The 14,502-nt window shown below is 68.1% G+C and carries 14 protein-coding genes and 1 pseudogene; 4 read left to right on the forward strand and 11 right to left on the reverse strand.

Translation table 11 applies throughout. The features are described 5' to 3' along the window. From H610_RS0106930 to rpiA, 3 genes and pseudogenes are all read left to right on the forward strand, one after another. Positions 1-303, forward strand: a pseudogene (locus tag H610_RS0106930) (hypothetical protein); the annotation flags it as partial. A 16-nt stretch (positions 304-319) separates the two neighbouring features. Continuing rightward, complete coding sequence (locus H610_RS25780) at positions 320-466, forward strand: hypothetical protein (RefSeq protein WP_169338852.1); 147 nt, start codon at positions 320-322, stop codon at positions 464-466. Positions 467-626: 160 nt separating this feature from the next. Continuing rightward, positions 627-1,298 (forward strand): ribose-5-phosphate isomerase RpiA, encoded by a 672-nt coding sequence (rpiA, locus tag H610_RS0106940; RefSeq protein WP_028239004.1) that lies wholly within the window; start codon positions 627-629, stop codon positions 1,296-1,298. Between the two features lie 11 nt (positions 1,299-1,309). Here rpiA and H610_RS0106945 read toward each other — a convergent pair whose 3' ends face one another. From H610_RS0106945 to H610_RS0106960, 4 genes are all read right to left on the reverse strand, one after another. Further along, the gene (locus H610_RS0106945) at positions 1,310-2,242 is read right to left on the reverse strand and encodes an SdiA-regulated domain-containing protein (RefSeq protein WP_028239005.1); all 933 of its coding nucleotides are present in this window, start codon (positions 2,240-2,242) and stop codon (positions 1,310-1,312) included. A 104-nt stretch (positions 2,243-2,346) separates the two neighbouring features. Beyond that, entirely contained in the window at positions 2,347-3,279 is a 933-nt protein-coding gene (locus H610_RS0106950; RefSeq protein WP_028239006.1) for an SdiA-regulated domain-containing protein, read from the reverse strand. 19 nt (positions 3,280-3,298) lie between these two features. Then, complete coding sequence (locus H610_RS0106955) at positions 3,299-3,964, reverse strand: fumarylacetoacetate hydrolase family protein (RefSeq protein ID WP_028239007.1); 666 nt, start codon at positions 3,962-3,964, stop codon at positions 3,299-3,301. Positions 3,965-4,081: 117 nt separating this feature from the next. Further along, positions 4,082-5,479: an FAD-binding oxidoreductase gene (locus H610_RS0106960; RefSeq protein WP_028239008.1), complete on the reverse strand. Its 1,398-nt coding sequence runs from the start codon at positions 5,477-5,479 to the stop codon at positions 4,082-4,084. Between the two features lie 192 nt (positions 5,480-5,671). Between H610_RS0106960 and serA the strand changes: the two genes are divergently transcribed. Next, positions 5,672-6,901 (forward strand): phosphoglycerate dehydrogenase, encoded by a 1,230-nt coding sequence (gene serA, locus H610_RS0106965; RefSeq protein WP_028239009.1) that lies wholly within the window; start codon positions 5,672-5,674, stop codon positions 6,899-6,901. Between the two features lie 257 nt (positions 6,902-7,158). Here the strand turns inward: serA and glpD are convergent, their stop codons facing one another. From glpD to H610_RS0107000, 7 genes are all read right to left on the reverse strand, one after another. Further along, positions 7,159-8,688 carry a glycerol-3-phosphate dehydrogenase gene (gene glpD / locus H610_RS0106970; RefSeq protein WP_028239010.1) on the reverse strand — a complete coding sequence of 510 codons (1,530 nt, stop codon included), beginning with the start codon at positions 8,686-8,688 and terminating at the stop codon, positions 7,159-7,161. A gap of 157 nt (positions 8,689-8,845) precedes the next feature. Then, a complete protein-coding gene (locus H610_RS0106975) occupies positions 8,846-9,601 on the reverse strand; it encodes a DeoR family transcriptional regulator (RefSeq protein WP_028239011.1) in 756 nt (251 codons plus the stop codon). Positions 9,602-9,698: 97 nt separating this feature from the next. Next, positions 9,699-11,198: a glycerol kinase GlpK gene (gene glpK / locus H610_RS0106980; protein WP_028239012.1), complete on the reverse strand. Its 1,500-nt coding sequence runs from the start codon at positions 11,196-11,198 to the stop codon at positions 9,699-9,701. 121 nt (positions 11,199-11,319) lie between these two features. Continuing rightward, on the reverse strand, positions 11,320-11,646 hold the full coding sequence (locus H610_RS0106985; protein WP_028239013.1) for a hypothetical protein: 327 nt from the start codon (positions 11,644-11,646) through the stop codon (positions 11,320-11,322). Between the two features lie 69 nt (positions 11,647-11,715). Continuing rightward, complete coding sequence (locus H610_RS0106990; protein ID WP_028239014.1) at positions 11,716-12,000, reverse strand: hypothetical protein; 285 nt, start codon at positions 11,998-12,000, stop codon at positions 11,716-11,718. 28 nt (positions 12,001-12,028) lie between these two features. Further along, positions 12,029-12,391: a hypothetical protein gene (locus H610_RS0106995; protein WP_028239015.1), complete on the reverse strand. Its 363-nt coding sequence runs from the start codon at positions 12,389-12,391 to the stop codon at positions 12,029-12,031. Between the two features lie 142 nt (positions 12,392-12,533). Continuing rightward, positions 12,534-14,249 carry an OPT/YSL family transporter gene (locus tag H610_RS0107000; protein ID WP_028239016.1) on the reverse strand — a complete coding sequence of 572 codons (1,716 nt, stop codon included), beginning with the start codon at positions 14,247-14,249 and terminating at the stop codon, positions 12,534-12,536. Between the last annotated feature and the right edge of the window lie 253 nt (positions 14,250-14,502).

Below are 14,502 nucleotides of genomic sequence, written 5' to 3' on the forward strand. Positions count from 1 at the left end.
GAAGTGGGCGGTTTCTACGTGTTCGGCTGGTACCTCTACCACGCGATGACTCTGTGGACGCTGCCCTTCCGCCTCACCGAGTGGGAAGTGGCCAGGGTCAAGCGCATGCACCGCCGGGACATTCCCGAAGCCATGCGCGAATGGTCGCAACCGCTACCACCCGAGCAATGGGCCAAACCCAGCGAGGAGCTGCTACGCCAGAGCCGCCAGGTGCAAGCCCTGCGCCAGCGCGACCCACAGCGTTCGATCATCGATATCTTCGCCGAAGTGCAGTGCAGCCCAGCGCCTGCACGCCTGGCTTGAGCGCCCATTCACCCCCATGCATTGGCTACAGGCATACACCTACGCCATCGCCAAGCGCCGCTGCTGCAACCGCTGGCCGCAAATCGTCACCGAGCGCCTGCACCCTGACGGCCCGACCACACGCTTGATCGATCTGGAGCGCGAACGCGGGCTGGATGTGTGAAGGGGCTTCCTGGCAAGTGACCGCTGGCGTTGGCAAGCCTTCCGAAACCGAAGGCCAAGTTGATTCCCCGTGAACGAACCGCCCCCTTGGCGACCCCCTCCTTCGCGCTCTCCCCCGCTATACTCCGCCCCCTGCCTTTCACCGACTCGGGGAGCCCCGCATGACCCAGGATCAGCTCAAGCAAGCCGTCGCACAGGCCGCGGTCGATCACATCCTTCCGCACTTGGACGAGAAGAGCATCGTCGGGGTCGGTACCGGCTCGACGGCGAACTTCTTCATCGACCTGCTGGCGCGGCACAAGACGGCCTTCGACGGCGCCGTCGCCAGTTCCGAAGGCACCGCGCAGCGGCTCAAGCAGCACGGGATTCCGGTGTACGACCTGAACACGGTGGCGGAGCTGGAGTTCTACGTCGACGGCGCGGACGAGGCCAACGAGCGGCTGGAGCTGATCAAGGGCGGCGGCGCCGCGCTGACCCGCGAGAAGATCGTCGCGGCGGTGGCCAAGCAGTTCATCTGCATCGCCGATGCGAGCAAGAAGGTCGACCTGCTCGGCCGCTTCCCGCTGCCGGTGGAGGTGATTCCCATGGCGCGCAGCCACGTCGCGCGGCAGCTGGTGAAGCTCGGCGGCGACCCGGTCTACCGCGAGGGCGTGACGACCGACAACGGCAACATCATTCTCGACGTGCACAACCTGCAGATCGACAGCCCCACCCAGCTGGAAGAGCGCATCAACAACATCGTCGGTGTGGTCACCAACGGCCTGTTCGCCGCGCGACCGGCCGACCTGCTGCTGCTCGGCACCGCGGAAGGGGTGGTCACCCTGACCCGCTGAAGCCCGCTCGCTCAGCTGCCGGGAGTGCCGTTGCCTTCGCGGCTGAACACGTAGAACAGGTTCGGCTCGCTGATCACGTAGATGTTGCCCTCGGCGTCCATGGTGACGCCTTCGGCCTGCGGAACGCTGTCGGTCAGCCCGTGCCGCCCGGCGTCGAGCGACAGGCTGCTGAGCGGCCGGCCGGCGGCGTCGAGCTCGAGCAGCATCCTCGATTCGTCGGACAGCGCCAGCAGGTGGCCGGTCCGCGGATCGAACACCAGGCTCGACAGGTCCCCGAGAAACAGCGCCGCATCGCGGTCCGGGTCGCTGCGCACGTGCAAGCCCGGCCGGGCGGCCATCGCCCCCATGTTGGTGAAGCCGTCGATTTCCAGGATGCTGAGCGGGTCGCGCTCCTTGGCGATGTACAGCCGGCCGGCCGCCGGATCGAAGGCCGAACCCTCGAAGCCCTCGTTGCTTTGCGGGTTGAGGCCCAGCGACAGCTGCACGCCCTCGCTGGCCTCGACGACGCGGGTCTGGTCGTCGATGCGAATCCGGTACAGCCGCTGGTTGCGCTCTTCGGTGACGACGAAGGTGCCGGGGCCGATGTACTCCAGCGCCTCGGGATCGCCGAATCCCCGCATCGGGATGCGCCGCAGCACGCGCCCGGCCAGATCCATCTCGATCAGGTGCGTGTTCTTGTTGGTCAGGCTCAGCAGCAGGTTGCGGTCGGGATCGTAGGTCAGCGCCGACAGGTCGCTGTCGACCCCCTCGATCACCAGCGCCTGCGTTACCACGCGGTAGCCCGGAAGCCACAGCGAATCCTCCGGTGCCCGATCGCGCAGCGACTGACCGAACTCGAACCAGTTGCGCTCGAGGAAATGATGCCGCCGCTCGGCCAGGGTACCGCCGACCAGCAGCAACAGGAGAAACGCGATCAGCAGCGGGATTTTCAGGGTGCGCGACATGAGGGATCAGCCATGACCAGAGAGATAAAAAGGGTGCCCAGCTTGCCTGAACGGCGGCTTAACAGCCTACCTCCGACGCCCGGGCCCGACGTTCGTTCAACCGGCTATCCGGGCGGTGCCCCGTCTCCCTGGGCGACCGCCTCCTTGCGGAAGACATAGAAGAGGTTGGGCTCGCTGACGATGTAGATCGTCCCCTCCTCGTCCATCGCCACGCCTTCGGCGCGCGGGATACTTTGCGCCAGGCCGTTGAAGCCGCGCAGCAGACTGATGAACGACACCGGCTCGCCCTGCTGGTCGAGTTCGAGCAGCAGGTTGGACTGCGCCGAGAGTACCAGTGCGTGACCGGTACGCGGATCGATACTGAGCGCCGAAAGGTTGCGCAGCTGCGGCTCCGGGCCATCGAGTGCCTGCATCTGCCCGAGCAGCCGCGGCGAGCCGTCGCTCGGCCAGCTGAACAGGGCCCGCGGCTCGCGCTCCTTGCCCAGCAGCAGGCGCTGCTGACGGTCGTCCCAGGCGATGCCTTCGAAGCCCTTGTTGCCGGCCTCCGGATAGCCCAGGTCGAACTCGAGGGTGTCGAGCACGCTCAGGTGCGTCATCGCCGGGTCCAGTTCGAAGAGCGACAGCGTCCGCCGACGCTCGTCGACGATCGCCATGGTGCTGCCTTCGAGCACGGCCACGCCTTCCGGGTTGGAGAAACCGAGCAGGCGAATCCGCCGCAGGATGTCGCCGGTGCGGCTGAGCTCCACCAGCTGCGGGTCGCGCCCGGTCACCGTGAACAGCGTGCCGGTCAGGCGGTTGTAGGCCAGGTCCGAGGTTTCGTCGTCCTCGAGCCCGGGCAGCGGCTTGGCTTGCACCACCGCCCGGTAGCCGGGCAACCAGATGCTCGCTTCGCGCACGTCCTGGCTCTGAAACCGCTCGGCGACAAGGTAGCCGAGCCGGTCATCGAGATGATGGTAGCGCACCAGGCCGACAGTCACGGCCAGGGCGAGCGCCGCGGCCGACCAGCGCAGCAATCGGCGTCGCGGCGCAAGCGTCACCGGGACGCGCCTGGCGGGCTTAGAGCACCCGGCTTTCGAAGCGCGACAGCCCCACCAGTTCGAGCACCACCTCGCTGCCGCTGGTCAGCGGGCCGACGCCCACCGGCGTGCCGGTCAGCACCACGTCGCCCGGCTGCAGGCTGAAGTGCGCGGCGATGTGCTGCAGCAGCGGCAGGATGGGGTTGAGCATGTCGCGGCTGTTGCCGTCCTGGCGGACTTCGCCGTCCAGCGTCAGGCGGATGCCGATGTCGGTCAGGTCCTCGACCGCATCGCCCGGCACGAACGGCGCCAGCACCAGCGCGCCGTCGAAGCTCTTGGCCAGTTCCCACGGCTGGCCCTTCTCCTTCATCCGCGCCTGCACGTCGCGAAGGGTGAGATCCAGCGCCGGGGCGAAGCCGGAGATGGCGTCGCGTACCTCTTCGGCGCTCGGCGAGCGCGACAGCGGCTTGCCGATCAACACGGCGATCTCGGCCTCGAAATGCACCGCGCCCCGGTCGGCCGGAATGGAGAAGCCGCCGGCCAGCGGAACGGCGCAACTGCCGGTCTTGATGAACAGCAGGGGCTCGGTGGGAACCGGGTTGTTCAGTTCCTTGGCGTGCTCGGCGTAGTTGCGCCCGATGCACACGGCCTTGCCCAGCGGGAAGTGGATCGGGGTGCCGTCTACGTACTGGTGCTGGTAGCTCATTGTTATATCTCCTTGGAAGAGGCGTGCCGGCTCCTTGTGGGGTCCGGACGGACACGCGACCGTCGGGCCGCGCCGGATGACTGTACCGGCACGGCCGTCGGGGTCGCTATCGAGGGTTCAGCTGAGCGGAAAGACCTTGCCCGGGTTCATGATGCCGTTGGGGTCGAACGCCGCCTTGATCGCCTTCATATAGGCGATCTCGGCTTCCGAGCGGCTGTAGGTCAGGTAGTCGCGCTTGGTCAGGCCGACGCCGTGTTCGGCGGAAATCGAGCCGTTGTACTTTTCCACCGTTTCGAACACCCACTTATTCACCGAGGCGCACTTGTCGAAGAACTGCTCCTTGGACAGGCTCTCGGGCTTGAGGATGTTCAGGTGCAGATTGCCATCACCGATGTGCCCGTACCAGAGCACCTCGAAGTCCGGGTAGTTCTGGCTGACGATGGCGTCGATGTCGGCGAGGAAGGCCGGTACCTTGCTCACGGTCACCGAGATGTCGTTCTTGTACGGAATGAAGTGCGAGATGGTCTCGGAGATGTACTCGCGCAGCTTCCAGAGGTTTTCCAGCTGCTGCTCGCTCTGGCTCATCACGCCGTCGACCACCCAGCCCTCGTTGACGCAGTGCTCGAAGGTGGCCAGCGCCTGCTCGGCACGCTCCTCGGTGGTGGCTTCGAATTCCAGCAGCGCGTAGAAGGGCGCGCGGGTCTCGAAGGGCGCCGGTACATCGCCGCGGGCCATGAGCTTGTCCAGGCACTTGTCGGAGAAGAACTCGAAGGCGGTCAGGTCCATCTTGTCCTGGAAGGCGTGCAGCACCGGCATGATGGAGTCGAAATCCGGCGTGCCGAGGACCATCGCGGTGAGGTTGGTCGGCTGCCGCTCCAGGCGCATGGTCGCCTCGACGACGAAGCCCAGCGTGCCCTCCGCGCCGATGAACAACTGGCGCAGGTCGTAGCCGGTGGCGTTCTTGATCAGGTCCTTGTTCAGCTCGAGCAGGTCGCCCTTGCCGGTCACCACCTTCAGGCCGGCGACCCAGTTGCGGGTCATGCCGTAGCGGATCACCTTGATGCCGCCGGCGTTGGTGCCGATGTTGCCGCCGATCTGGCTGGAGCCGGCGGAGGCGAAGTCGACCGGGTAGTACAGGCCCTTGTCCTCGGCGAACTGCTGCAGCTGCGCGGTGATCACGCCGGGCTGGCAGACCACCGTGCGATCGGTGGCGTTGAAGTCGAGAATCCGGTTCATGTAGTCGAAGGACACGACCACCTCGCCGTTCGGCGCGACCGCCGCGGCAGACAGGCCGGTGCGGCCGCCGGACGGCACCAGGCCGACCTTGTGACGGTTGGCCCAGTGCACGATCGCCTGCACCTGCTCGATGCTCTTGGGGAAGACGATGGCGCTCGGCGCCGGCGCGTATTGCTTGGTCCAGTCCTTGCCGTAGGCAGTCAGCGAATCGGCATCGGTCAGTACCTTGCCGGCCTCGACCAGGGTCTTCAGCTCTTCGATCAGGGCGGAGTCGGTCATGATGGAAACTCTCAGCGAATTCATGGTCACCCTGAGTACGCTTCACCTCAGGGCTGGGGTGTCCAGCGGGGACCGTATGCTAGCATACGCACCCTTTTCGACGTGCTTCGGCAGACACCACGGTGCGGCTCCTGGCGCTGCGGCTCCGCTCGTGCACATCAGTCAGACCCTTCGGCCAACAGGTTTACGCAGATGAGCAAGACCTCTCTCGACAAGAGCAAGATCAAATTCCTTCTTCTCGAAGGGGTTCACCAGAACGCGGTCGACACGCTGAAAGCCGCCGGCTACACCAACATCGAATACCTCAAGACCGCGCTCTCGGGCGACGAGCTGAAGGAAAAGATCGCCGACGCCCACTTCCTCGGCATCCGCTCGCGCACCCAGCTCACCGAAGACGTCTTCGACGCCGCCAAGAAACTGATCGCCGTCGGCTGCTTCTGCATCGGCACCAACCAGGTCGACCTCGACGCCGCCCGCGAGCGCGGCATCGCGGTGTTCAACGCACCCTACTCCAACACCCGCTCCGTGGCCGAGCTGGTGCTGGCCGAAGCCATCCTGCTGCTGCGCGGCATCCCGGAAAAGAACGCCGCCTGCCATCGCGGCGGCTGGATCAAGTCGGCGGCCAACTCCTTCGAGATCCGCGGCAAGAAGCTCGGCATCATCGGCTACGGCTCGATCGGCACCCAGCTGTCGGTGCTGGCCGAGGCGCTCGGCATGCAGGTCTACTTCTACGACGTGGTGACCAAGCTGCCGCTGGGCAACGCCACCCAGATCGGCTCGCTCTACGAGCTGCTGGGCATGTGCGACATCGTCACCCTGCACGTGCCGGAACTGCCCTCCACCCAGTGGATGATCGGCGAGAAGGAAATCCGCGCGATGAAGAAGGGCGGCATCCTGATCAATGCCGCGCGCGGCACCGTGGTCGAGCTGGAAGCCCTGGCCCAGGCGATCAAGGACGAGCACCTGATCGGCGCCGCCATCGACGTGTTCCCGGTCGAGCCGAAGTCCAACGACGAGGAATTCCAGACCCCGCTTCGCGGCCTCGACCGCGTGATCCTGACCCCGCACATCGGTGGATCCACCGCCGAAGCCCAGGCCAACATCGGCCTGGAGGTCGCCGAGAAGCTGGTCAAGTACAGCGACAACGGCACCTCGGTGTCCTCGGTCAACTTCCCCGAAGTGGCGCTGCCGTCGCACCCGGGCAAGCACCGCCTGCTGCACATCCACCAGAACATCCCGGGCGTGATGAGCGAGATCAACAAGGTGTTCGCCGACAACGGCATCAACATCTGCGGCCAGTTCCTGCAGACCAACGAGAAGGTCGGCTACGTGGTGATCGACGTCGACGCCGAATACTCCGACCTGGCGCTGGAAAAGCTGCAGCAGGTGCACGGCACCATCCGCAGCCGCGTGCTGTTCTGAGCCGATCGATGTAACGAACAAGGGAGGCTTCGGCCTCCCTTTTTGTTTGATCAGGATGCCTGCGCCCCCTCATCCGGCCCTGCGGGCCACCTTCTCCCGCAGGGAGAAGGGAAAAGCGCGCACCGTCGCTGCCAGCGAGCGCGACGCATCCCTGTAGGAGCAGGCTCTGCCTGCGACCGGAGCCCTGCGCCATGCCATGCACCAGCACTGAACCACCGCACTGAGGGCCATCTTCTCCCTCGAGGAGAGGCCACCCCTCAGGCCGCGTTCGGCGCCCTCCCCGCCGAACCCCCGGCGAGGTAGCGTTCCAGCGCCAGGCGCTCCTCCTCGGTGAAGACCAGTCCCAGCTTGGTCCGCCGCCAGAGGACGTCGTCGGCCCGCGTGGCCCACTCGTGGGTACAGAGGTAGTCCACCTCGCGCGCGTACAGGTCCGCGCCCAGGCGCTCCCCGAGTTCGTCCAGCTCGCGCGCGCCGGCGAGCAGCGTCCAGCTGCGCCCGCCGTAGCTGGTCGCCCAGCGTTCGGCCAGGCGCTCCGGCAATCCGGCCACTTCCGACCTCAGCCGGGCCGCGAGCTCGGCGGCGCTGGTCATGTTCTCCCCCCCAGGCAGGGGCGCGCTGGCGGTCCAGGCCGGGCCCATGTGCGGAAAGTACGGCTGCAGCCGCGCCAGCGCGGCCTCGGCCAGTTTGCGGTAGGTGGTCAGCTTGCCGCCGAACACCGAGAGCAGCGGCGGGCCTCCGTCCGACAGCGCCAGCGTGTAGTCGCGGGTGATCACCGAGGGTTCGTCGCACTCGTCGTCACACAGCGGCCGCACCCCGGAGAAGGTATGCAGGATCTGCTCGCGGCCCGGCGCCTGGCGGAAGTGCTCGCGCACCACGTCCAGCAGGTAGTCGATCTCGGCTTCGGTGATCCGCACCTGCGCAGGGTCGCCCTGGTACTCGCGGTCGGTGGTGCCGATCAGGGTGTAGCGCCCGAGATAGGGAATGGTGAAGACGATGCGCCGGTCCTCGTTCTGCAGGATGTAGGCGTGATCGCCCTCGTAGAGCTTCGGTACGACGATGTGGCTGCCCTGGATCAGGCGGATGCCGTAGGGCGACTTGTCCTTCAGCTGCGTACCGATGACCTGCGCCACCCAGGGCCCCGCGGCATTGACCAGGGCACGGCAGCTGACCGAGAAGCGGCTGTCGTCGGCACGGGACAGGTCCACCTCCCAGCGCTCGCCGATCCGCCGTGCCGCGGTGCAGGTGGTATGGGTGTGCAGGTGCGCGCCATGCTCATGCGCGGCGATGGCGTTGAGCACCACCAGCCGGGCGTCGTCGACCCAGCAGTCGGAGTACTCGAAGCCCCGGCGGATTTCCGCCTTGAGCGGACCGTCGGCGCCGAAGCGCAGCCCGCGCGAGCCCGGCAGGCGCTCGCGCTTGCCGAGATGGTCGTAGAGGAACAGCCCGGCGCGAATCATCCAGGCCGGACGCAGGTGCGGCCGGTGCGGCAGGACGAAGCGCAGCGGCCGGACGAGGTGCGGCGCCTTGCGCAGCAGCACTTCCCGCTCGGCCAGCGCCTCGCGCACCAGCCGGAACTCGTAATGCTCCAGGTAGCGCAACCCGCCATGGATCAGCTTGCTGCTCGCCGAGGAGGTATGGCTGGCCAGATCGTCGCGCTCGCAAAGCAGCACCGACAACCCGCGGCCGGCGGCATCCGCGGCGATGCCGACGCCGTTGATGCCACCGCCGATCACCACCAGGTCATAGACCTCGGCGAGCGGCTCGGAGGGAGAATGCGGCTGGACCATGGCGTGCCTCCTGCGCCCCGGCTGGGATCGTTCGAAACCAAACATCGAATGTTCGTTTTCGAACAAACCTACGCACAGATTGTGACATTCGCCAGCCGGCCGCCCGGCATCCGTCGATGAAAAACGCCTTTTCCGACGAAAGCGAACAGGCAGCCCCTCAGCAGCGGAACAGTTCGACCTTGTGCTGGCGCAGCAACTGCCTGAAGGGCTCGCCCGGGTCGGCGTCGGTGAAGAGCGCGTCGATCTGCGCCAGGGTGCCCAGGCGGGTCATGGCGTTGCGGCCGAACTTGCTCGAGTCGGCGGCGAGAAATACCTGGCGGGCGTTCTCGACGATCGCCTGGGAGACCTGCACCTCGCGGTAGTCGAAATCCAGCAGGGTGCCGTCCTCGTCGATGCCGCTGATGCCGACCAGCGCGTAGTCGACCCTGAACTGGCGGATGAAGTCGGCGGTCGCCTGGCCGACCACGCCGCCGTCGCTGCGCACGCTGCCGCCGGCCAGCAGCACGTCGAAGTCGGGCTTGCTGCAGAGGATGTTGGCCACGTGCAGGTTGTTGGTGATCACCTTCAGCCCCGCGTGGCCGAGCAGCGCCTGGGCGATCGCCTCGGTGGTGGTGCCGATGTTGATGAACAGCGAGGCGTGGTCCGGCACCTGTGCGGCGACGGCCTGGGCGATGCGCTTCTTTTCCTCGCGCATCTGCCCGGCACGCATGCTGTAGGCGGTGTTCTCGACGCTCGAGTCATGGGCTGCGCCGCCGTGGTAGCGGCGCAACCGGCCGGCCTCGGCGAGCTGGTTGATGTCGCGGCGGATGGTCTGCGGGGTGACGGTGAAATGGGTGGCGAGCTCTTCGATGCTCACGTAGCCACGGCTGCGGACCAGCTCGAGAATGCGCTGCTGCCGGGGGGCGAGACTCATGGGCGGGATCCTTGGCCATCCTGTCGCCCGCAGGATGCCCCAGCGACCGGCACGATGCCAGCCAGCGGCGGGGTGCCCGCCCGCGCCCGTCGCCGGCTCAGTCCTGCGCCCAGCCGCGGGTGCGCTCGACCGCCTTGCGCCAGCCGCGGTAGAGCCGCTCGCGGTGCTCGGGGCTCATCGCCGGCTCGAACACCCGCTCGATGGTGGCCTTGCTGCGCAGTTCGTCGAGGCTGCCCCAGTAGCCGGTGGCGAGACCGGCCAGGTAGGCGGCACCGAGGGCGGTGGTCTCCTTCATCGCCGGGCGCTCCACCGGGGTGCCGAGCAGGTCGGCCTGGAACTGCATGAGGAAATTGTTGGCCACCGCCCCGCCGTCCACGCGCAGGCCGCGCAGGCGCTCGCCGGCGTCCTGCTGCATGGCATCGAGCACGTCGCGGGTCTGGTAGGCGATCGACTCCAGGGTGGCGCGGATCAGGTGGTCCATCTTCACCCCGCGGGTCAGGCCGAACAGCGCGCCGCGCGCGTAGGGGTCCCAGTAGGGCGCGCCGAGCCCGGTGAACGCCGGCACCAGGTAGACGCCATTGCTGTCGGCGACCTTGGTGGCGAAGTATTCGGAATCGAACGAATCGTTGATCACCTTCAGCTCGTCGCGCAGCCACTGCACAGTCGAGCCGGCGTTGAAGATCGCCCCCTCGAGGGCGTAGTTGACCTCGCCGCACGGCCCGCAGGCCATGGTGGTGAGCAGGCCGTGGGCCGACTGCACCGCGTGCTCGCCGGTGTTCATCAGCAGGAAGCAGCCGGTGCCGTAGGTGTTCTTGGCCTGCCCCGGCTCGACGCACATCTGCCCGAACAGCGCCGCCTGCTGGTCGCCGGCGATCCCGGCGATGGGAATGCCCGGCGCCTCCACGCCCAGCGTGGCGTGGCCGTAGACCTCGGCCGAGCCGCGCACCTCGGGCAACATCTGCACGGGCACGTCCAGCGCCTCGAGCATCACCGGGTCCCAGGCCTTGCGGTGAATGTCGAACAGCAGCGTGCGCGAGGCGTTGGTGTAGTCGGTCACGTGCACCCGGCCCTGGGTCATCTTCCAGATCAGCCAGGAATCGATGGTGCCGAACAGCAGCTCACCGCGCCGCGCGCGTTCGCGGCTGCCCTCGACACGGTCGAGGATCCACTTGACCTTGGTGCCGGAGAAGTAGGGGTCGATGACCAGCCCGGTGGTGCGGCGGATGTGCTGTTCCATGCCGTCCTGCCGCAGCTGGTCGCAGATCGCCGTGCTCTGCCGGCTCTGCCAGACGATGGCGTTGTACACCGGGCGGCCGCTGGCCTTGTCCCAGACCACTGCGGTCTCGCGCTGGTTGGTGATGCCGATGGCGGCGACCTGCTCGTGGCCGATGCCGGCCTGCGCCAGGGCCTCGACGAAGGTGGCGCTCTGCGTGGCCCAGATCTCCATCGGGTCGTGCTCGACCCAGCCTGGCTGCGGATAGTGCTGGGTGAACTCGCGCTGGGCGATGCTGACGACGTTGGCGTCGCGGTCCAGGACGATGGCGCGCGAGCTGGTCGTACCCTGGTCGAGCGCCACGATGTAGTGCTTGCGGGTCATGCGGGTCTTGTCCTTGTTCGGCTGACGGGCGAGCGCCAGCGGCGGCGATCGGCTCCTTCAGCTTAGCTTCCGTACGCCGGCCGGCGTCTTCCGGTTCGAACGCCAACGGGAAGGCCCGGTTTCAGGCGACGGCGTGGCGCCGCGAGCACGCGCTCAGGTGCCGGAGGTGTCGTCCTCGCGTTCTGGCAACTCGCCGGGCATGGCATTCGGGGGCCCGGTCTTCGATGGGCCGGTCGCGCGTGGAATGGCCCTGCCGGCCGTCTTCCACGGCAGGCGCCGAAGGATCGCGCGGGCCGTTCGTATCGGGGCGCTCGATGATTTCCTGACGCGGCTCGCGCGTGTCGAGCGGATGGCTACGGGCCTTTTCCGGCTGGTCGGCGACGCCGGCAAGAGCCGGGCCGCCAGCCAGCAGGACGAGGCCGAGGCCGAGCAGGCCGAATGTGCGCATGGCGGTCTCCCGGTTGGCATGAAGTGCGGGCACCGACCGGCGCCGGTACCCGCATGGACTCGACGGAGATCAGCTGCCGCCGCCCCCGCCGGAACCGCCGCCAGAGCCGCCCGAGCCGCCGGAACCGGTGCTGGTGCTGTCGTCGTCGCCGGGTCGGTCCTCCATCTGGTCGTACTGCTTGAGTTCGACGTCGTCGTCGGCATCGCGGCCGACGCCGGTGGTGCCGTCCACCTCGACGTCGGTCGCGTCGTGCCCGTTATCGTGCTCCTTGTCGTGATCGTCGCCGGCGAAGGCCAGGCCGTTGCCGGCGAGCAGGCCGGCCAGGACGAGCGCGGTCAAACGGTGGATACGCATGGCGTTGTCCTCCAGGTAGTGAGACGGGTCAGTTGCCGCCGGAGCCGCTGGTGGCGGCGCCGCCAGACGTGCCGGTACCGGCGCCGCCACCGGTGCTCGGGCCGGCCGCGCCGGAGCCGGAGCCGGAGCCGCTGTCCATGCTGCCGCTGCCCATGCCCGTACCGCCGCCCATGCCGCCGGTTCCGCTGCCCGTACCCGTTCCGCTGTCCATGGTGCCGGCACCCGGCGTGCCGGTGCCGGTGGTGCCGCTGTCATTGCCGCGCTCGAGCGTGCTGCGATCGCGGTCGCTGTTCAGGTGATCGTCTTCACCGATTTCGTCATTGGCCTGCGCCAGGCCGGCTGCCGAGATCAGCCCGATGAAGGTGAAGGCGGCGAGTCGTTTGATGTTCATGCTGCTTCCTCCAACGTTCGCTTACCCTGATTCGGGCAGCGCCGTTCGAGCGGGGTTCCGGCCTTTGCGCTGCGCACGGGAACCGTCCGGCGGCTGGCGTCTGGCCCGCGAGCTGGCGGCCGGCCGCCGGTCGGGAGGAGGATCAGCCTAGCAATTGCCAGAACGAAATGCCGACCCCGGCGATGCTCTCCCCGGCGACCAGCCCGGCGGCGGCGACGATCACGAAGCGCTCGCCGAGGCTGCGCCAGCGGGCGACGATCAGCCAGGCGAGCAAGGCGCCGAAGACCATCGTCAGCGACACCGAGGCCGGGATGATGAAGGCCAGACCGAGGGCCGCCGGGCTCGGCAGCCAGCGCGCCAGCGGCGGGCGGGCGAAGACCTCCAGCAGCCCCAGGCCGAGCCCGGCCAGCGCGCCGCCGAGCAGCGCCAGGCGGATGTCGGCACTCAGCGCGCCGAGCCCGCCGGTCAGCGCCTCGGCCACCGCCTTCCAGGTCGCCACCGCCGGCGCCGGCCACTCCGGCGTGACCAGCATCGCCTGGGGGTCGGGAATCAGCGCGCGATAGGCCAGCACGCCGACCAGGCTGCCGATGAGGATGCCGGCGCATTGCGCCAGCGCCTGTCGCGACGGACTCGCCCCAAGCGCATGGCCGACCTTGAAATCGTTCAGCAGGTCGGTGCACTGCCCGGCCGCGCCGCCGGCGGTGTTGGCGCTCATCAGGTTGATCGCCACCTGGCCCGGCGCGATGACACCGAAGCCGAGCTGCGAGAGCTGGCCGATGGCGCCGATCGGCGGAATCCCCGTGGCGCCGACCACCCGTGCGGCCACCGTGGCCAGCAGCAGCGCGAAGGGAATGGTCAGCAGCGCCATCAGCGGGGCGATGCCGAACAGGCCGATCTGCAGCGCCACCACCAGCGCGCTGGCCAGCGCCAACCCCAGGGCCGGGCCGACGGCGGCCCCGCGCCCGGCCGAGGGCGCCGCCGCGACCCGCCCGCTGCGGCCCTCGCGCCACAGCCGCAGCGCCAGCGCGCTCAGGGTGGCGCAGACCATCAGGCTGACACCCGGCCACAGCAGCCATTCGACGAGTACCGCGAACTGCGGCCCGCTGGCATCGGCCGGCAGGCGCACCAGCCCCCGCGCGAGCAGCCAGGGTGCGAGCGCGCCCCAGGCCAGCAGCGCGCCGAGCAGCAGCGACAGCCCCACGCGCAGGCCGATGATGCCGCCGAAGCCGAGCAGCAGCAGCGATGGTTCGAAGGTGAAGGTCAGCCGCTCCAGCGCCGGCCCCGGCGCCCAGCGCGGCAGGCGCCAGAGCAGCGCGTCGGCGAGCTTGACCAGCGCCGCCAGCAGCGCGCCGCCGCCGAGTACCGCCAGCCGCTGCAGCGCCTCGCGGCCGTGGCCGTAGATCTGCTCCAGCGTCGCCAGCGTGGCGACGCCCTCGGGAAAGCGCAGCCCAGCGCGCAGGATCAGCGACGGGCGCAGGTACCAGGCGACCCAGATGCCGAGGAAGCTCACCGAGAACACCCAGGCGGTCAGCGGCAGCAGCGCCAGCTGCTGGCCGGTGATCAGGGTGAAGGCCGGGATCGGCGCCACCAGCCCGCTGGAGACGATCGAGGCGGCCGAGGACGCGGTGGTCTGGGTGATGTTGCTTTCCAGCTGGCCCCAGCCCGGCAGGCCGAAGCGGCCGGCCAGCCCCTGCCAGAGGCTGAAGCCCACCAGCAGGGCGATGATCGACATGTTGAACGACCAGCCGATCTTCAGCCCGGAGTAGATGTTCGAGGGGGTGAGCAGTGCGCCGAGCAGCACACCGGTGAGCAGTGCGCGAAGCGTCAGTTCGCGGTCGACCATAGGCAGCCTCATCATTCGCTCGGAGCACCTTAGCGCATCCGCATGCGCCGCTCCGAGTCCAGCCACCCGTCAGCCGTTCGTCACCCCGATGGATTAATGGCGGTTTTCCGGCACTACACTGGTCGGCATGCCTGAACTAAACGAAGCGGGTCGGGTCGTTTGTTAGCTTTCCACAAAACAAGACCAGCCCACTGGTAAGGGACCGACCAATGGATGCGGAACTGACTCCCCGGGAATCCACGCCTTGCACCATCACCCTGCTGACCCA

It is taken from the genome of Stutzerimonas azotifigens DSM 17556 (assembly GCF_000425625.1).
In the GTDB taxonomy this organism is placed as follows: domain Bacteria; phylum Pseudomonadota; class Gammaproteobacteria; order Pseudomonadales; family Pseudomonadaceae; genus Stutzerimonas; species Stutzerimonas azotifigens.